This window comes from Streptomyces olivochromogenes (genome assembly GCF_001514115.1).
In the GTDB taxonomy this organism is placed as follows: domain Bacteria; phylum Actinomycetota; class Actinomycetes; order Streptomycetales; family Streptomycetaceae; genus Streptomyces; species Streptomyces olivochromogenes.
On sequence record NZ_KQ948474.1, the window covers coordinates 11,817 to 29,595 of the forward strand.

At 67.8% G+C, this 17,779-nt stretch carries 12 protein-coding genes and 5 pseudogenes; 7 read left to right on the plus strand and 10 right to left on the minus strand.

Annotated elements, in window-relative coordinates; translation table 11 throughout:
- Positions 1–546: 546 nt before the first annotated feature.
- Positions 547–870 (minus strand): hypothetical protein, encoded by a 324-nt coding sequence (locus AQJ27_RS41715; protein ID WP_067381187.1) that lies wholly within the window; start codon positions 868–870, stop codon positions 547–549.
- 285 nt (positions 871–1,155) lie between these two features.
- Between AQJ27_RS41715 and AQJ27_RS41720 the strand changes: the two genes are divergently transcribed.
- Positions 1,156–2,070, plus strand: a complete 915-nt coding sequence (locus AQJ27_RS41720; RefSeq protein ID WP_067381190.1) for a helix-turn-helix transcriptional regulator — start codon at positions 1,156–1,158, stop codon at positions 2,068–2,070.
- Between the two features lie 351 nt (positions 2,071–2,421).
- On the opposite strand, the gene AQJ27_RS41725 is transcribed toward AQJ27_RS41720, so the two are convergent.
- Together AQJ27_RS41725 and AQJ27_RS60290 are read right to left on the minus strand one after the other, a co-directional pair.
- Positions 2,422–3,009 (minus strand): VOC family protein, encoded by a 588-nt coding sequence (locus tag AQJ27_RS41725; RefSeq protein WP_067381193.1) that lies wholly within the window; start codon positions 3,007–3,009, stop codon positions 2,422–2,424.
- A 130-nt stretch (positions 3,010–3,139) separates the two neighbouring features.
- Positions 3,140–3,271, minus strand: a complete 132-nt coding sequence (locus AQJ27_RS60290) for a hypothetical protein (protein WP_268814610.1) — start codon at positions 3,269–3,271, stop codon at positions 3,140–3,142.
- Positions 3,272–3,690: 419 nt separating this feature from the next.
- Between AQJ27_RS60290 and AQJ27_RS59290 the strand changes: the two are divergent.
- Positions 3,691–4,152, plus strand: a pseudogene (locus AQJ27_RS59290) (VOC family protein).
- A gap of 209 nt (positions 4,153–4,361) precedes the next feature.
- A pseudogene (locus AQJ27_RS59295) lies at positions 4,362–4,547 on the plus strand (NUDIX hydrolase); the annotation flags it as partial.
- A 14-nt stretch (positions 4,548–4,561) separates the two neighbouring features.
- On the opposite strand, the pseudogene AQJ27_RS41735 reads toward AQJ27_RS59295, so the two are convergent.
- Both AQJ27_RS41735 and AQJ27_RS41740 read right to left on the minus strand, forming a co-directional pair.
- Positions 4,562–4,837 (minus strand): annotated as a pseudogene (locus AQJ27_RS41735) (GNAT family N-acetyltransferase); the annotation flags it as partial.
- Between the two features lie 462 nt (positions 4,838–5,299).
- The gene (locus AQJ27_RS41740; protein ID WP_235613810.1) at positions 5,300–6,718 is read right to left on the minus strand and encodes an MFS transporter; all 1,419 of its coding nucleotides are present in this window, start codon (positions 6,716–6,718) and stop codon (positions 5,300–5,302) included.
- 835 nt (positions 6,719–7,553) lie between these two features.
- Between AQJ27_RS41740 and AQJ27_RS41745 the strand changes: the two genes are divergently transcribed.
- Positions 7,554–10,805, plus strand: a complete 3,252-nt coding sequence (locus tag AQJ27_RS41745) for a TIM-barrel domain-containing protein (protein WP_067381196.1) — start codon at positions 7,554–7,556, stop codon at positions 10,803–10,805.
- A gap of 117 nt (positions 10,806–10,922) precedes the next feature.
- On the opposite strand, the gene AQJ27_RS60590 is transcribed toward AQJ27_RS41745, so the two are convergent.
- From AQJ27_RS60590 to AQJ27_RS41760, 4 genes are all read right to left on the minus strand, one after another.
- Complete coding sequence (locus AQJ27_RS60590; protein WP_341866145.1) at positions 10,923–11,255, minus strand: DUF3761 domain-containing protein; 333 nt, start codon at positions 11,253–11,255, stop codon at positions 10,923–10,925.
- 128 nt (positions 11,256–11,383) lie between these two features.
- The gene (locus AQJ27_RS41750; RefSeq protein ID WP_235613809.1) at positions 11,384–11,758 is read right to left on the minus strand and encodes a hypothetical protein; all 375 of its coding nucleotides are present in this window, start codon (positions 11,756–11,758) and stop codon (positions 11,384–11,386) included.
- Between the two features lie 313 nt (positions 11,759–12,071).
- Positions 12,072–12,725: a hypothetical protein gene (locus tag AQJ27_RS41755; RefSeq protein ID WP_067381199.1), complete on the minus strand. Its 654-nt coding sequence runs from the start codon at positions 12,723–12,725 to the stop codon at positions 12,072–12,074.
- 409 nt (positions 12,726–13,134) lie between these two features.
- On the minus strand, positions 13,135–13,341 hold the full coding sequence (locus AQJ27_RS41760) for a hypothetical protein (RefSeq protein ID WP_067381202.1): 207 nt from the start codon (positions 13,339–13,341) through the stop codon (positions 13,135–13,137).
- A 357-nt stretch (positions 13,342–13,698) separates the two neighbouring features.
- Between AQJ27_RS41760 and AQJ27_RS53320 the strand changes: the two are divergent.
- Positions 13,699–14,379 (plus strand): annotated as a pseudogene (locus AQJ27_RS53320) (IS5 family transposase).
- An 84-nt stretch (positions 14,380–14,463) separates the two neighbouring features.
- Here the strand turns inward: AQJ27_RS53320 and AQJ27_RS41770 are convergent.
- Positions 14,464–15,210: a phosphotransferase family protein gene (locus AQJ27_RS41770; RefSeq protein WP_067381205.1), complete on the minus strand. Its 747-nt coding sequence runs from the start codon at positions 15,208–15,210 to the stop codon at positions 14,464–14,466.
- 130 nt (positions 15,211–15,340) lie between these two features.
- On the opposite strand from AQJ27_RS41770, the pseudogene AQJ27_RS61005 reads away from it, so the two are divergent.
- Both AQJ27_RS61005 and AQJ27_RS41785 read left to right on the plus strand, forming a co-directional pair.
- A pseudogene (locus AQJ27_RS61005) lies at positions 15,341–16,020 on the plus strand (winged helix-turn-helix domain-containing protein); the annotation flags it as partial.
- A 147-nt stretch (positions 16,021–16,167) separates the two neighbouring features.
- Entirely contained in the window at positions 16,168–17,778 is a 1,611-nt protein-coding gene (locus tag AQJ27_RS41785; protein ID WP_067381207.1) for a glycoside hydrolase family 27 protein, read from the plus strand.
- The last annotated feature ends 1 nt before the right edge of the window (position 17,779 follow it).

A 17,779-nucleotide genomic window follows, 5' to 3' on the forward strand; every position in this document is an offset into this window, starting at 1 on the left:
GCAAGAGGGGCGCAGAGATGACATCCCCAGCCTCGTCCCCCCCTGACCGTGGCAGAGGTGCGGCGACTGCTGCACACTTACCTGCCCCCTCCGCGACCTGACCGCAATGCCGTCACCGATGCACTGCCATGGCTGGTCCGGAGAAGACACCGCCAGGCCATCACCCGCCGCTGCCAATACCGAAGTTGCAGCTCAGGACACGAACCGCTGCTGGAGTACTACTCGTAGTCCGGCGCATGTGCGGTGTCCTGTCGATGGGTCGGGGTCCGTTGGCCGGCCCGCCTCGCGAGCCCTCCGCTGATACCCCAGGCCAGTCGGTGTGGTTCGGCCGAGGACGGGGTGACAGAAGGGCAACTGGCTCCGTCAGCTACTGGCAGCAGATTCACACCTCAGCGCGTCCTGTGGCCCGCTGCCACCGGAGCCAGTTCCGTCTCAGGGGGGTTGGATGCCAGATCGGTACGGGCCTTGGCTCGGTGGCCGGGGGTGGGTGTTGGGCGCGCTGACTATTTCGGGCTGCGGGTTGCGCGTACTGCGGTGTCGGGGGTGCTATGCAGCTTGCGCATAGGGGCCAGCAGATCGTGGTGCAGGTGTGTGCTGGGGGTCGAGGTAGACCTGGCCCAGAGGACTGTGCCGCAGTCGGCGGATTTCAAGGTCGGCGATCCGCGCGGCCGTGTTCGCGATGGGTTGATGGTGTGCTGTGGCTCGTTGTATCGCGGTGGCCACAGCGTCGACCGCTTCTGTGGTGTCGCCGATGACGAAGTAGTGCCAGGTCACGTCGGTCTTCTTGGTTGTGCGGAGGCGGAGGCCCACGAGCCACCGGTCCTGGGGGGCGGAGAAGCCGACCGAGTGATGCCGGTGTGTGGTGTGCATGAGTGCTACTCTCCTCGATCACTTGACCACTGAGGGTGTCCGTCTATGGGTCCGCCCGGTGGCTCGGTGCAACCAGCGGACACGGTCAGTACGACTGAGGCCCCCGTTGGGCGGCGCCGCGCCGCTGCTGTGCCCGGTGGGCCTCCGCAATCCAGGACACCACGCGCCGGAGGCCCTGCGGAGGGCGCTTTCCAGCCCTGACCTGCCAGGGAAGCGGTTGCCTAGGACTCGGCGACCCCCCATTCCCCGGTCGACCGCGGAATGCCGCGGGCAGAGAATGGATGCATGGCCAGAAACGTGGAGCTCAGCGAGTTCCTGCGCCGGTCTCGCGCCCGTATCACTCCCGAGTCGGCCGGGCTTCCCGAGCGAGGGGCCTACCGGCGGGTGCCGGGTCTGCGCAGGGAAGAAGTCGCTCAGCTGGCCGGGGTGAGCACCGACTACTACACGCGCCTGGAACAGGGGCGGCAAATCAGTCCGTCCGCCGGGGTGCTGGAGTCAGTGGCCGTTGCGCTGCGGCTGGACGCCCCCGAACGCGCACACCTGTTTGACCTCGCCGGGCCCAAGCCCGACACGGCCCGCCGCTCCGCACCGACCGTGCAGCGCGTCCGGCCCGGGCTGCGGCGGTTCTTGGACTCCTTCACCGACCAGGCCGCCTTCGTCCTGGGGCGTCGCACTGACGTGCTTGCCACCAACCACCTGGCCCGCGCGTTGCTTACGGACTTCGAAGCCATGCCCGCGCGGGAGCGCAACCTCACCCGCTGGATCCTGCTGGACGAGGCAGCCCACGCCCGGTACCCGGACTGGGAACAGGTCGCCGCCGAGATGACCGCCATCCTGCGGCTCGACGCCGGCCGTCACTCCGGGGACACCCGTACTGCCGAGTTGGTGGGCGAGCTGACCATGAAAAGTCAGCACTTCCGCCGCTGGTGGGCCGAGCACCAAGTGTTCGACCGCAGCCACGGGCACAAACGCTACCGCCACCCCGTCGTCGGCGACCTGACCATCGACTACCAGGCCTTCACCATGCCGGGCGAGAACGACCAAACCCTGTTCCTCTACCTCCCGGCCCAAGACCAGGCCTCCCAGGACGCCTGGAAGCTGCTCGCCAGCTGGAGCGCCCAGGAACCAGCGACACGACGGGACACAAGCAGCCACGGCAATGCCTCGCCGCGTACCCCGCACACCCAGCGACTTGATTAGCGCTCTGCCTGAAGCCGGAAGAGGCTCGGCACGCGTTGAACGAACTGGATCCTCAGCATCATGCGGAAGCTGTCTGCGCAGCATGCCAAGCGTGGTTGAGCAGACCAACAGAATCAGGCCCGAGCGGGAGTTCGTGGGCCGTGCCGATGCTCGCGCCGAGGACGATGGCGGTGTTCACAGCAAGGTTGGTCGGCAGCCCATGAGGCGCCCGTGGGCTCGCGGCGGTGGGAACGGACAGCGGATGTGTCACCGGGGCGGGTGACGTCGGTACGGGCCGCGCACTCCTTTCGAAGTGCCGGGCCTGCGGGCCGTGACCCGTCTCCCGCGGGGGATCGGTCAAGGGCCCGCGGATCACCGGGCTCTGCCACCGGTTCTCATGTCGCCCGGCTCACATGGTGTACCCGAACAGATAGAGCCCCGGCCCACGCGGACCCGGGGCGACAGCTCTTGGCGCCCGATCCCGCCGAGTGGCACCGGCGCCGGCGCCGCGGGGGTACGGTTCGGCAGGGCTCCGGCCCGAGTGCTTCGACGGGCTTCGCTCGGTCTCAGGCCATCGAGCCGTTGGCCGACGGCGAGGAACTCGAGTCGAATGTTGTCGGGATCGCGGAACACGACAGCCGAGTAGGCGAAGGGTTCCGTCTCGTCCCTGATGGGCGTGTGTGCGATCCCCAGCTCGTCGAGCCAGGACATCCAGGACTCGAGGTCGACACGGGAGCCGGCCTGGAACGACACATGGTCCAGCCCGGTCCGGGATTCGAGGAATCCCTCGTGCTGGTTGACCGTGTCGGTGCGCAACCCGATCACGACACCGGACTCGGGTGTGATCGGCAGGACACCGTATCCCGTCGATTCCCGGTACAGGTGGTTGAACTTGTAGTCCACGCGCTCGGCGCTGAACAGCAGTTGATACCAATCCAGACTGTCGTCCAGGTTGGACACGGTACAGGTTGGACACGGTAAAGGAGAGGTGGTGGACCCCGGTGATCCTGGGACCGGCGACGGCCTGACGCGTGACTCACCTCCGGTGAGGGGTAGTTGGCATGGCATCCCACCCCGGCCTCTCGTCCCGTCAGGAGAGGTCCTTGAGGAGCTCTTTGGCGAGAGGGCCCGAGGAGGCGGGGTTCTGCCCTGTGTAGAGGTTGCGGTCCACGACCGTGTAAGGCTCCCAGGCAGGACCCCGTGAATACTCGGTGGGCATCATCTTCAGCTCGTCCTCCAATAGCCGCTTGGCTTTGTCGGCGAAACCGACGGCAGCCTCCTCTTCGTTGCAGAAGCCCGTCAGACGGAAGTTGGCGAAGGGTGGGCCTGGGTAAACTCCGCTATGTCGTCGAGCAGACCTTCGCCCTCCTGCACCAGTTCAAAGCGCCTCGCCGTCCGCTGGGAACGCCGAACCGAACTCCACGACGCCTTCATCTCATTGGCCTGCAGCCTCATCTGCTGGAGGCGATTGAAGAAGCACCTATCATAATCGTGTTACAAGCTCTAAATGGCGAACCGTCGAACCTGATCACGAATATCCGGGCTTGATTATTCCGCACCGAACCGCACGGTAGGCTGAACTGTCTGGCTCATCGTGCCATCCCTTGATGGTTCAGCAGGATAGGAGTGATTGCGATGCCCATGCCGGCCCACCCGCCGAAAAACCCATCAAGCCCATTTTCGTCCTTCCATGGTCACCATGTTGGTATCCGTGTTCCCGACTACGACGCGGCGAAGGCTTGGTACACGGAGAAGCTGGACTTCCGAGTACTCCAGGAATGGCCCTACGGTGAGCTGAAGCTCGCCTAGCTCTGCCCGCCCAACGATGACAATTTTCATGTGGAACTGCTGGCCGGACCGGTACCCTTCCCGAACGAGGTCCTCGACGACCTCGGAGTCAGCCTGCAGCACGGCGGCTACCAGCACATGTGCGTCCATGTAGACGATGTCGACGAAGCACGCGCCGAGCTCGCCAGCCGTGGCGTCGACCTTATCGGTGAGCCTTTCGAGATCGAGGACATCAGCCGACGACTGGCGTTCTTCCCAGACCCGTGGGGCAACATGATCGAACTGTCGCAGAAGCTGCCCGGCGCTGGTTCCTGATCAGCCTCACAACGTCGTCAGCGTCCGCGCACACGGCCCGAGCCCCTCCTAACCAGGCTCGGGCCTCTGCACGGCTTACATGCTTCACCAGTTGCGAAGGCCCTTACTCGCCCACCGCACCGTCCGCGAAGAAAAGCGCGGGCATTCCCCTACCGTGTGTTGCGCTTCAGTCGAACCACACGTCGTCGTCCACGATCCACGGCCGAGTACTCACCGGCGGCCAACTCCGGCCTGAGCCGAACGGCGACATCGCCGAGTCGGTCTGGACTCCGATCCCCGATGTTGCTTGCCTGGGCCGGTCATCGCTGGTCGACATCGGCCTCGCCCTGGCGCAGACCGTTCCGGCAACCGGCCACGTCGCTCCCGTCCCGGTCGGCGGTCTGATCCAGCACTGAGGCACTACCACCATCTACCTGGCGCGCTCGACCGTCATCTGGCTCCGCACGCAATGGATCGGACGGGCTCGATCGCCTCGGATGCGGGCGTGCAGGTGCATGTCGTGTCGGCCGTCGTCGTGGAGGGCGGCGCTGCGTTTGGTGCCTTCCAGGAGGTAGCCGGACTTCGTGGCGGCCCTGCAGGAGGCATGGTTGCGCGTCGAGTGGTCCAGCTGCAGGCGGTAGAAGCCGATCTCGTTCAGGGCCCAGTCAGTGAGCGCCGCGAGGGCGCACGAGGCAACACCGGCGCCGATCCCGCTCGCCGAGACCTGGGACTCCGGCACCGGTCCCGCTCGCCGAGGCCTGGGACGGCGCCTCCACCTGGACACCCAAGGAGCGCGAGGCGGCCTACGCCAACGACCTGGACGACCCGCGCGCGCTCATCGCGGTCTTCGCCGCCTCCAACCGGTCCAAGGCCGACAAGGACCCGACCCAGTGGCTGCCCCCGTACGCCGGCCGCTGGTGCACCTACGTCACCAGCTGGATCGCCGACAAGACCCGTTACCAGCTGACCGTCGCCCCCGCCGAGCAGACCGCCCTGGCTGAGCGCCTCGCCATCCGCCCCGACCAGCCCATCACCATCACCCTCGCCCGCTGAACACACAAGGCCAGGCCCGCCACTACGGGGAAATCGGTGGGCCCGGTTTCCGCATTCAGCCTTCTGGCCGGCGACTCGCAGACTGTCCTGGCCTGGCCGACGGCCCCAAGAGGTCCTAGGTCATTTTCGGTATCGCCGGCACGCACAGCCAGGCGAGGCCCGCGGCGGCCAGGTAGGCGAGCGCGCCGATGGCCATGCTGGTGCGCAGCCCGGTGTTGTAGTCGGTGGCGGTGGCGAGCAGGCTGCCGCCGAGCGCGACGCCGGTGGCGCTGCCGATCTGGCGGGTGGTGTTGAACAGGGCGGAGGCTGCGCCTGAGTACGCAGAAGGCGCGGCACCCATCACGGTGGCGGTTGAACCGGTGAGGGCGAAGGAGGTACCGAATCCCGCGGCCATCATCGGGGCCACCAGCAGCGGGTAGGCGGGGTCGGCTCCCGCCGCGGCCCAGCCGGCCAGCCCCAGGGCAGCCACGAGCATGCCGGCGACCACCAGTGGACGGTCGCCGGTACGGCGGCTCAGGCGCCCGGACAGGACGGAGGCGAACATGGTCATCGCCACCGCAGGGAACAGCGCCAGCCCGGTGCCGAGGGCGCTGAAGCCGCGCTGGTGCTGGAACTCCAGACTGGCGGTGAACACCATGCCGTAGAAGCCGAAGTTGAACAGCAGGCCGATGACGGCTCCACCGCTCATCGCACGGGACCGCAGCAGGCTCGGCGGAAGGACAGGAGAGCGGGCCAGCTGCTCACGTACTGCGAACGCCACGGCGGCCAGCATGGCCAGGACCACCCCGGCGAGAACGGCCGGATCGGACCAGCCCCGCCGCCCGGCCTCGTTGAGCGCCGCGGTCAGCAGCGCCACCGCCGCCATCACCGCGCACTGCGCCGGCCAGTCCAGGGCCCGGGCGGCGCGCCGGGGCGAGCGTGCCACGTGCCGCAGCGTCAGCACCAGGCAGGCCACGCCGACGGGCAAGTTGATGAGGAACACCCAGCGCCAGCCCAACGTGGAGACGAGCAGCCCACCCAGCAGCGGACCGGCGGCGGCCGCGATGCCGGCCATCGAACCCCACAGTCCGAAGGCCCGCGAGCGTGCGGCCGGCGCCGGGTAGGCCTGCTGGAGCAGTGCCAGGGAACCGGGCACGATCAGAGCCGCACCGAGCCCCTCCGCCAGCCGGGCCGCAACCAGGGACGGGGCGCTCGGCGCGAGCGCGCACGCGGCCGAGGACAGAGTGAACACCCCCACGCCCGTGCAGAAGACCCGACGGTTGCCCAGCCGGTCACCGAGCGCGCCACCGGTCAGCAGGAACCCGGCGAAGACCAGGGTGTACCCATCGGCGATCCACTGGATGCCGGTGAGCGAGGCCGACAGTTCGCGGCCGATCACCGGCACGGCGACGTTGATGGCCGTCACATCCAGGATCACCATGAAATACCCGGCGCACACCGCCAGCAGCGGTGCCCAGGATCGTCGCTCGGACTCCGGGGCCGGCTCGGGAGAGGGCATCGACTCACCACCGCCGGCCGACTCCGCGAACGCCACGGCCCCAACTCCATCCCATCCGCCGAGACACGACAACCAAAAGCTACAATAAGGGACATATGTGGGACAGGGGGCATGTGTGGGACCGCAGGATCGCCCGGTGGCGGCTCGTGGACCTACCTCGGCTGGACTCCCGGACCCGACCGCAGCATTCGGATCACCGTTTCAAACGACCTCTTGCCAAGGGCACGATCAGGCTCCCCTGGCAAGGACCGGGGTGCACTCGCGTACACAGCCGGCGAGGCCGCCGGTGGACATCGACCCTGCCCAGCGGACCGCACTCGCCGAGCGACTCGCCGTCTGCCCCGGCCGACCCGTCACCGTCGCTCTCGCCCGCTGAACACACATGGCCGGGCCCGCCGCTACGGGGGAAAGCGGCAGGCCCGGATACCGCCACGCTCCCACACCACCGCCTCCAGCACACGGCATTCGCGTTCTGCGCTCCGGCCGGTCACCGGCGGGCTGCCGCCGTGCGATCAGCTGAGGCCGTGGCGGCTGAGCGCGGTCCGTGACCACCGACTACATCACCGAGAACGCCGACGACTTCGAGCGGCGCTGGCAGGCCTTCACCCGCCACCACGCCGACCCGCAGCAGTAACGCGGGCAAGGGGAGAGGAGGAGGCCATGGCTCAACGGTCTGAACGGCGGGGCTTGACAACGATGTCGATCGGCGGCAGTTTCCACCAGGCGCGAACGGTGGTCGATGCACCTTCACGACGGGCCACAGGCCCGCTTCAGGACGGAGTTGTCCATGAGAAGAAGATCAGCGTTACGCACGGCGCGGTTCCTGCGAAGACGTGTCACGGTCGTCGCCCTCGTCAGCAGCCTGGCAGCCATGATGGTGACCGGTATCGAAGAGGCGTCGGCGGACGCACAGACGGCCCACCGTACTGCGTCGGTGACGTCCGGCAACGCGCGTTTCCAGGTTCTGTCCCCGACCCTGATACGTACGGAGTACGCGCAGGACGGGAAGTTCACCGACAGCGCGACCTTCAACGCGATCGGCCGCACCGCGTTCGCGCCGACCTCGTACACCTCAAGCACGTCCGGCGGCTGGCTGACCATCAGCACGAGCGCGCTCACCCTCCGATATCAGGAGGGTTCCGGGCCCTTCGACGCCCAGAACCTCTCCGTGCAGTTGTCGGCCGGTGGGTCACCGGTCAGCGCCACGCCGTGGAAGCGCCTCACGTGTGCCCTCGGCGCCCTGTGCGAGGCAGAGCAGCTGTCCCACAGCGGGGTCGGCGTTGCCTCGGACCACACCGGTTACACCGGCTCCGGTTTCGTGGCCGGCTTCGAGGGGGCGGGCGACTCCTTGTCGGCCGACGTCGACGTCGCCACGTCGGGGACCTACCAGTTCGACGCCCGCTACGCCAACTCCCTCGGGGGTGACGGCCAGACCACGACGCGCACTCTGACGTTGTCGGTGGACGGCGTCGCGAACCGGTCGGTGAGCCTGCCGGTCACCGCGAACTGGGATACGTGGGGCCTGGCGAGCAGCGCGGTGCAACTCGGCGCCGGCCACCACATCGTCACGCTGGCAAGGACCGCCGCGGACTCCGGGGACGTCAACATCGACAGCGTTGCCCTGGTGAACCAGGGCGGCAGTTTTCCGCCGTCGTCCGCCACCGCGATCACGGCCTGCGGGTTCGGCGTGAACTGCGAGGCCGAGGCCGACCGCATCTCGGGCTCGGCGATCACGGCCACCGACCATGCCGGCTACTCAGGCAGTGGCTTCGTCGGGGAACTTAACCAAGGGGCAGGCGTGTCGGCCCACGTGGTCGGCGTACCGGCGGACGGCTCCTATGCGTTGCAGGTGCGCTACGCCAACGCCACCGGCGGTGACGGCCTTTACCGGACTCGTACGGCGACGGTGTCCTCCGGGGGCACCACGCAGACCCTGTCGCTGCCCGTCACCGGAAACTGGGACACCTGGAAAACCGCGACGGTCCCCGTCACCCTCAAGGCCGGAGCCAACGACATTTCCGTCGGCTGTCCGGACGCCGCGAGCTGTCATGTCAACCTCGACACGGTCTCCGTCACGGCGGCCGGCTCGCCGGCCCCGCAACCGCACCTGGCGCTCGGCGGCTACCGCCGCAGCCTCGACGGCGTCAACGGCGACAACGGCGCGCCGCCCACCACGCCCGGTCTGCTGTACAAGGACGGCTGGTACCTGCTCGACGACACTGCCTCGGCTCTGTACGACACCGGCACCCGCCAGGTCACCCAGCGTCCTTCCCAAGGTGGTACGCCGTACCAGGACGGCTATGTCTTCGGCTACGGCCACAACTACAAGCAGGCCCTGTCCGACCTGGCCATGCTCACCGGGCCGCCCAAACTGCTCCCGCAGTGGGCGTACGGCGTGTGGTACTCGGAGTACATCGACCGCACCGCCGCCGACTACGAGAACACGATCCTGCCCGCCTTCCGTTCCGAGGGCGTGCCCCTGGACGTCCTAGTGACCGACACCGACTTCAAGTCGCCCAACACCTGGAGCGGTTGGGAAATCGACAAGGCCAAGTTCCCTGATCCGAAGGGTTTCTTCGACTGGGCCGCCGCGCAGGGCCTGCACGACACGCTCAACATCCACCCGAGCATCCTCAGCGGCGACCCGCAGTTCGCCCAGGCCCAGGCCACCGCCAAGGGCAAGCTGCACAAGGGCGGTTGTGCCCCCGCCGCGAGCAGCGGCTCCGGAGACTGCTACACGTTCGACTGGGGCGATCCCGATCAGCTCAAGGCGTACATGGACCTGCATCAGACCATGGACCAGCAGGGCAACGACTTCTGGTGGCTGGACTGGTGCTGCGACAACTCCCAGTCCTCGCTGCCCGGCGTCACTCCCGACGCGTGGATCAACCAGCAGTACGCCACAGATGCCGACAAGACCATCGGCCGCGGATTCGTCGTCTCCCGCGCCTACGGCTCCCTGCAGGCGGGCGGCTACAGCGGCCAGCAGGGGCTGCCCACCGGACCGTGGGCCGACAAGCGCACCACCGTCCACTTCACCGGCGACACCGCCTCCACCTGGGGCACCCTGAAGGCGGAGGTCGGCTACACCCCGGGCGAAGCGGCCGCCACCGGCATGTCGGCGATCAGTCACGACATCGGCGGCCACAACGACACCACGAACCTGACCGGTTCGGAGACCTACACGTCCGACGGCACGACCCACACCACGCACAAACTCCCCGACGACATGTATGCCCGCTGGGTGCAGCTCGGCACCTTCCAGCCCATCGACCGTCTGCACAGCAACCACAGCGACCGGCTGCCCTGGCAGTACAGCGCCGCGGCTCGCGCATCCGCGGACAAGTTCCTCAACCTGCGCGAGAATCTGGTGCCCTACACCTATTCGCTCGCGCAGCAGGCCAACACGACCGGCGTCCCCGTCACCCGCCCGACGTACCTGGAATACCCCGACGAGCCCCAGGCGTACGCCACGGCCGGCAGCGAGTACTTCTACGGCCCCGACATGCTCGTCGCCCCCGTCACCACGCCCGGCACCACGGCGACGACCTCGGTGTGGTTCCCGCCCGGCAGCCAGTGGACCGACTACTTCACCGGGCAGACCTACGCCGGCGGCACCACCCAGAACATCACCACCGGCCTCGACACCATGCCGGTGTTCGTCCGAGCCGGCGCCGTCGTCCCGACCCGCACGAGCAACGTCACCAGCAACGACAAGGCCCCGCTGACCAAGGTCACGCTCACTGTCGCCGCGGGCGCCTCCGGCTCCTACACCCTTTACGAGGACGACGGAACCACCGGGCCCGGCCACAGCGCCGTTACGAAGATCCGGTACCGGGAGAACGGCGCCAAGCACACGGTGACGATCAACCCCACAACTGGGACCTTCCGCGGTCGGCTCAAAACCCGGCAATGGACCGTCTCCCTCCTCGGCGTCACCGCCCCGAGCAGCGTCCGCATAGGAGGGTCCCAACTGTCCCCCGATGAGTACCACTTCGACAGCACGACCCGCACCCTCACCGTCACGCTGCCCCCGCAGAGCCTGCACGCGCCGACCACCGTTTACGTGCAGTTGACCACCACCCGGCCGCCGACGGCCCCCCGGTATCCGCAGGGCCCGTGACGGCGCCCAGTCCTAGCTAGGCAACGGGCCGCCGATCAGCCCGCGACGCCGAAACCCGGACAGCAAACGGCCCGCCTCAACTTCCCTGAGGCGGGCCGACGTCATGCCGTCACCAGATCACCGGTACCAGTACTTCACCCCACGGTGATGCGAACACGTCCCCTGAAAGTGCGCCGAGTATGAGTAGCTGGCGTCCTTGCACTTCGCCATCGCACCACGCGGACGCGCACCGCCCGCCCGGCACGCGCCCGCCGCCGGCCCTGCCCTGAGCTTGGTGAGCACGGTGTTCCCTCCAGTTTGGTGAGCACTGATCGTTTCAGTGTGTTTGACGGCCGGGCTGCGGCAGGGGCCGAGCAACACGAAGAGGGGAAAGGGGCCTATCCCAGCAGGCCATCGGGCAGGCGGACTCAGATCTGGCGGACGTCGTGGGGGTTGTAGTGGATCTCCCACTTGCCGTTGCGGCCGCTGTTGTGAGGTTCGGCGGCGACCCCGGCGCCGAGTCGTGGGTGCGGGCAGGTTGTGCTGGGTCCGGGTTCGGCAAGTGCTCGTGCCAGGCGGTTGCGTGGTAACGGGGCCTGTCAGGCGGCGGTGGAGACACCATGGTGGGGTTCTACGCCGCCGAAGGTGTCGTCGAAGGACAGTGAGCGGTTTGAGGGGACGAGGAAGTAGGGCGAGCCGGAACCGGCGGGTGTACGGGGCCCGCCCCGGCCGGTCATCAGCACGTCGTAGGGAGTGAGTACGTCGAGGTTGTCGAAGACGTAGTAGACCGGCAGCAGTGTCCACGCCACCAATTGGAGGTGGGCGTTGACCGCGGCGCGTTCTACTGCGTGGCGTTGGGTGGCGCGGCTGGTCATCCGGCTCTTGCAGTCGATCAGGGCAACCCGCCTGCCCTGGGCTGTGATCAGGCCGGGTGTTTCTCTATTGGCGTCCGTCAGCGTTCGCTGGTGTCTCACCGCCCCTGCCGCAGTTCGACCGGATCCCATCCCCGTGTTGGGTGATGATTTCCTCGGCTGCGCTAGCCCGTCGGCTCCGGGGCACTACCTGGTGACGAGGTGTCAGAGGTCAACCGAGCCCCGACGCCCTGTACTTCACGTCCCCGCCTGCGTGCTCGGCCTGGAGTCCCTCGCCCATCACCTGCCAGCGCAGCCCGTGATGCTGGCGCCCACGCCGAAGTCGAAGCACGAGGCACCGGCGGCACGTGACGGGCGGACGTGCTGGCCAGCGCCCCTGCCCCGGAAAGCTGGCGGTTCCTACTCCCGGCGGTGGTCATACGACGCCGGTGATGATCCTCCAGTCTGAGCTGAGTTGTCCGGCGGCGAGGCCGGTGTAGATGCCGTCGGTGCTCAGCCGACCGGTGGCGATGGTGCCGTTGTCGTTGCGGTAGAACAAGAGCTCACGGCCGAGGGCGTTGATGAGGAACCAGTCTGAGCTGAGTTGTCCTTCGGCGAGGCCGGTGTAGATGCCGTCGGTGCTCAGCCGACCGGTGGCGATCTTGCCGTTGTCGGAGCGGTAGAACAAGAGCTCACGGCCGAGAGCGACGATGCGGGTCCAGCCTGAGCTGAGTTGTCCTTCGGCGAGGCCGGTGTAGATACCGTCGGTGCTCAGCCGACCGGTGGCGATCTTGCCGTTGTCGCCGCGGTAGAACAAGAGCTCACGGCCGACAGCGACGATGCGGGACCACTCTTTGCTGAGTTGTCCGGCGGCGAGCCCGGTGTAGATGCCGTTGCTGCTCAGCCGACCGGTGGCGATGGTGCCGTTGTCGTTGCGGTAGAACAAGAGCTCACGGCCGAGGGCGTTGATGTGGGTCCAGTCAGCGCTGACTTTTCCTTCGGCGAGGCCGGTGTAGATGCCGTCGCTGCTCAGCCGACCGGTGGCGATGCCGCCGTTGTCGCTCCTATAGAAGAACAGGTCGCCGGGCACGGTGACTCCTCGGGTTGTCGGGAAGGTGTCGCTCTCCCGCACCCCCGGAAATGTCGCCGACTCGGCCACCGTCACGGGAGAAGGAGACGCCCGCTGCTGCCCGCGGGCGGACAAATCAGCACGGCTGCCTCATCTACGACGCTACTCTCCGGCTCCTGCGGCCGCATTCCGAGACAACGAGGCAGCCGGGAGGGGCACCCGCCCGTCGTAGTTGTCTTCAACTCCGGACGTCTGGGTCGGGGTACTGGCAGCGCATCTGCTCCACTGTTTCGTTATGGGGGTGGTCCGGGATGGGGTCTGTCGTTCGGGTCGGGTGGGGGCGGGTCGGTGGCTGAAGCTGGGGCGGGGGTCGGGGTGTGCCGTGTGATGCGTTCGAGGTGGGTCAGGCCCCGGTCGGGGGCGGCGAGATTCAGGAGCCGGTCGCGTTGTCGTCGTCGTGCTGACTCCGTGCGGTAGGTGGAGATGCTGGCGAGTACGCGGTGAAGCTTTGGGTTCCCGCTCCGAGCAGGGTGGGGAGCAGGATGAGGACCGAGATCCAGGGCGGGGTATTGCCGATTGCTGTCAGGCCTCGCGCGGTGAGGCGGCTGAGGGCGTCGGTGATGCGGTGCGCGGTCATGCGGGGCCTCCTGAGTCGGGTGGGTACCTGGTGGTGGAGCGTGAGGGGTCTGCGTCCCTTGTGTCGCGGGCTGGCGGTGGGACAGCAGCGGGTCGGGAGATTTCTTGGTGGGCATTGTGGTGGGGCGCGGGGTTAGCGGCGCAAGTCCGCAGGCCGGAGGGGACGTTGTCACCCGGATCGGGCCCATTCCAGGCCTGTGGGCTGCAGCTCCCCGCGCTCATTTTTACTGCAAGGGAGTCGGTTGCCTGCCGGGTGTCTGGGTAGACAGCGGCTTCCGCTACACCCTCGGCCTGTTACTGGCTCTAACAAAAGCTGTTGATCACGTGACTGTTGGCTCGTCTGTTCTTTGGTCTGGTTGTGGGGCAACGTCAGTCGAGGCCGTGGATCGTGTCGGATGAACTGTGGTCGCTCATCGAGCCGTTGCTGCCCGCGCCGGACCGAAGCTGGTGGAAGGCAGACCTCGAGTGCCGGACCGGCAGGCACTGTGCGGGATCCTGTTCGTGCTGCACACCGGCATCCAGTGGGAGTACCTGCCGCAGGAGTTGGGCTTCGGCTCGGGAATGACCTGCTGGCGACGGCTGGCCGCCTGGAACGAGGCCGGCGTCTGGGACCAGTTACCCGTGGTGCTGCTGAAGGATCTCTGCGGTCGAAGAACCAGCTGGACTGGTCGCGGGCGGTGATCGACTCCTCTCACGTCCGGGCTGCCCGGCAGGGCCCCAAAGCGGTACCAGCCCCGTCGACCGCGCTCGGCCGGGCAGCAAGCACCACGTCGTCACCGACGGCCAGGGCATCCCGCTCGCGGTAACGCTGACCGGCGGAAACCGCAACGATGTCACCCAGCTCCTGCCCCTGCTCGACAAGATCCCGGCGGTCGCCGGCCTGGGCATCTTCCGCTACGTCGTCGAGCGCACAATCTCCTGGCTGCACGGCTTTCGCCGCCTGCGCATCCGCTGGGAACGGCGTGACGACATCCACGAAGCCTTCCTCGGTCTCGCAGTCTGCCTGATCACCCACCGACACGTACAACGGCTTTGTTAGGGCCAGTAAGGGCGGGCGATCGCCCCAGGGGGTGGCCTGCTCGATGCGTCAGAACGCATTCGTAGCGGTCGGGCCCGCGCAGCCTCACATCCGGGATCTCAGCACGTCGACCTCACAGCCCGGCGCGAACGGGTCGAAGCCGTGCTCGATCAGCCAGCGAACTGCCAGCAGGCTTCGCAACGACCACCACGCGTGGATCACGTCGAGGTCGATGTCGGTGCCATAGCCGGCGACGACGTCGTCGAGGTGCTCCTCGTGTCCGAGTGTGAAGGTGGCGAGGTCGTACAGGGCATCACCCTGGCCCGCCTCGGACCAGTCGATGATGCCCGTGACCTCGTCGCCGTCGACGAAGACGTGCGCGATCTGCAGGTCGCCGTGCGTGAACGCCGGAGTCCACGGCCGGAGCGCAGCCTCGGCGACCTGGCGGTTGCGGGTGACCAGGTCAGCGGGCAGGACACCGTTCGTCACGAGCAACTCGCACTCGTCGTCGAGTTCCGCCGCCAGCGCGACGATGCTCCGGCCGGCCCGGCCCGGCAGGGGCGGCAGGGGCGCTTCGTGCAGCTTCCGGATGGCGGCGCCCGCCGCGGCCCACGCCGCCGACGACCCGGTCGACGGCCCGCCGAGGCGCCCAAGCGTCGTCCCCGGGAGTGCGGCGATCGCGAGCACGGGCGGCTCGCGCCACAGGACCTCCGGGGTCGGAACCGGCGCGAGGGACATCGCCTCGACCTCGACGTCGATGCGCGCCTGATCGGCATCCACCTTCAAGAACACGTCACCGACGCGCAGAGTCGCGCGCTCGGAATGGGCGACGACGACTTTGACCTCATCCATGGGCGACCAGTATCCCGGGGACGATCGCCGACGTCGCCAGGTATATCGCGTGCGACTACGCGGCTGCTGATCTCTTCGGGTTGTTGTCGGGGGCGGTGACGTGAGGTGATCCCTGCGTTGGGCCGGTGGTATGCGGTACGCGCAGGGTGGTGGACTGACCGCTGAGCGGGGGGGGGGGAGTTCGGGAGCGGATCCGGTACGAGGCCGGCGAGCGGTTCGCTCGCGGGGAGAAATTCGCGGTGATCGCGAAGGATCTGCGGGTGAGTGAGAGGTCGGTCGAACGCTGGCGTCGTGCGTGGCGGGAGGGCGGTATGGCTGCCCTCGCCTCGGCGGGGCCGCCGAAGCTGCCCAGTGGCTGTGCGACGGCCAGTTCGCCGAGTTGGAGGAGGAGTTGGCGTTGGGGCCGGTCGTGCATGGCTGGGAGGACCAGCGCTGGACGCTGGCCCGGATCAGAGCGTTGATCGCCCGAAGGTTCCGGCTGGACTGCTCGTCGGCGGCGGTGTGGCGGCTGATGCACCGGCATGGCTGGTCCTGGCAGTGTCCCGCCCGCCGGGCGCTGGAGCGCGACGAGGGTGCGGTGGGCTTGTGGAAGAAGGATGGGTGGCAACAGGTGGAATGACTGCGGCGGCGCTGGGGGCCTTCATCGTCTTTGAGGACGAGGCCGGGTTCTCAATGACTCCGTCGCGCGCTCGCACCTGGGGTCGGCGTGGGCACGCGCCGGTGGTGCGGGTGCGGGGCCGCTCCTGGCGCCGCTGGTCGATCGCCGCCATGTGCTGCTACCGGCCGGGCGAGGTGTCCCGGTTGGTCCACCGGTCGGGCACCATCCTCCCCAACAGTCTTTGTGGTACGGACCATTGACGTCCGATCGGGGTAGTGAGATCTTCGCGATGGTTACGTTTCCATAGCTCCGGACGCCTGGATCCGTCCGGCCCCCACGGCGAAACAGGAGACGCAGACATGACCGCCCCGTCAAGGCCATGGAGACCCCTGAGAGCGGTGCTCGCGCTGCTGCTGTTGGTGCTCTCCCCGCCCCTGCTCCTGCTGAGTTCGGCCCCGCGCGTCCACGCTCTCGACAACGGCCTGGCCCGGACGCCCCCGATGGGCTGGAACGACTGGAACGCCTTCGGCTGCAATGTCAGCGAGGCGCTGGTCGAGCAGACCGCCGACTATCTCGTTTCCTCCGGTCTGAAGGACGCGGGGTACCAGTACGTCAACATCGACGACTGCTGGATGACCTCGGCCCGGAACGCCGCCGGTCAACTGGTACCCGACCCCGCCAAGTTCCCCGACGGCATCAGCGGCACCGCTGCCTACGTCCACTCCAAGGGACTCAAGCTCGGCATCTACGAGAGCGCCGGCACCGCCACCTGTCAGGGATTCCCGGGCAGCCTCGGCCATGAGCAGACGGACGCCAACAGCTTCGCCTCCTGGGGCGTCGACTATCTGAAGTACGACAACTGCAACCACCAGAACGTGCCCGACCAGCAGCGTTACACCGCCATGCGCGACGCCTTGGCCAACACCGGCCGACCGATCGTCTACAGCCTCTGCAACTGGGGCCTCGCCAGTGTGTGGACCTGGGGTGCGGGGGTCGGCAACAGCTGGCGCACCACCGACGACATCAACGTCAACTTCTCCACGGTGGTGTCGATCTACAAGGCCAATGTCCAGCTGGCCCAGTACGCCAAGCCCGGCGCCTGGAACGACCCGGACATGCTCGAAGTCGGCAACGGCATGTCGTTCACCGAGGACCGTTCCCACTTCGGTCTGTGGGCCGAGATGGCCGCGCCGCTGATCGCCGGAACCGACCTGCGCAAAGCCTCTGCCGCCACCCTCTCCCTCTACGGCAACAAGGACGTCATCGCCGTGGACCAGGACTCCCTCGGCAGGCAGGGCACCGAGATCTCCTCGGCAGGTGGTCTGCACGTCCTCACCAAGCCCCTCGCCAACGGTGATGTGTCGGTCGTCCTGTTCAACGAGAACTCGAGCGCGGCCACGATCACGACGTCGGCGTCCGCGGTGGGCCTGCCGGCCGCTTCGTCGTACCGGATCAACAATCTCTGGAGCCACCAGATCAGCAGCACGACCGGCAGCATCGCGGCCAACGTACCGGGGCACGGCTCCGTCATGTACCGGGTGTCCGTCGGCAGCGGAACCAGCGTCGGGACGACGCACCCGCTGATCGGAGCCTCTTCCAACCGCTGCCTCGACGCGTACGAGGGCCAGACCACTCCCGGCACCAAGATCGAGATCTGGGACTGCGGCGGCGGCGCCAACCAGGCCGTCACCCTCACCGCCGCCGGTGAACTGCGGCTCTACGGCGGCACCCAGTGCCTGGACGCCTACGACAACGGGACCACGTCCGGCACGAAGGTTCAGCTCTGGACCTGCAATGGCGGCGCGAACCAGCAGTGGCGTCTCAACGGAAACGGCACCATCACCGGCACCCAGTCGGGGCTCTGCCTCGATGTCACCGGAGGCGACAAGCCCGCGGGGAACGTCAACGGCACCCAGGTCGAGCTGTGGACCTGCAACGGCGGCGCCAACCAGCAGTGGCGTCTGGGCTGAC

Bases quoted from the DNA above. Each gene is read 5' to 3' on its own strand.
- AQJ27_RS41715 (WP_067381187.1), bottom strand. From the start codon at position 870: ATGCACACCACACACCGGCATCACTCGGTCGGCTTCTCCGCCCCCCAG.
- AQJ27_RS41720 (WP_067381190.1), top strand. From the start codon at position 1,156: ATGGCCAGAAACGTGGAGCTCAGCGAGTTCCTGCGCCGGTCTCGCGCC.
- AQJ27_RS60290 (WP_268814610.1), bottom strand. From the start codon at position 3,271: ATGATGCCCACCGAGTATTCACGGGGTCCTGCCTGGGAGCCTTACACG.
- AQJ27_RS41745 (WP_067381196.1), top strand. From the start codon at position 7,554: ATGATGGTGACCGGTATCGAAGAGGCGTCGGCGGACGCACAGACGGCC.
- AQJ27_RS41760 (WP_067381202.1), bottom strand. From the start codon at position 13,341: ATGACCGCGCACCGCATCACCGACGCCCTCAGCCGCCTCACCGCGCGA.
- AQJ27_RS41770 (WP_067381205.1), bottom strand. From the start codon at position 15,210: ATGGATGAGGTCAAAGTCGTCGTCGCCCATTCCGAGCGCGCGACTCTG.
- AQJ27_RS41785 (WP_067381207.1), top strand. From the start codon at position 16,168: ATGACCGCCCCGTCAAGGCCATGGAGACCCCTGAGAGCGGTGCTCGCG.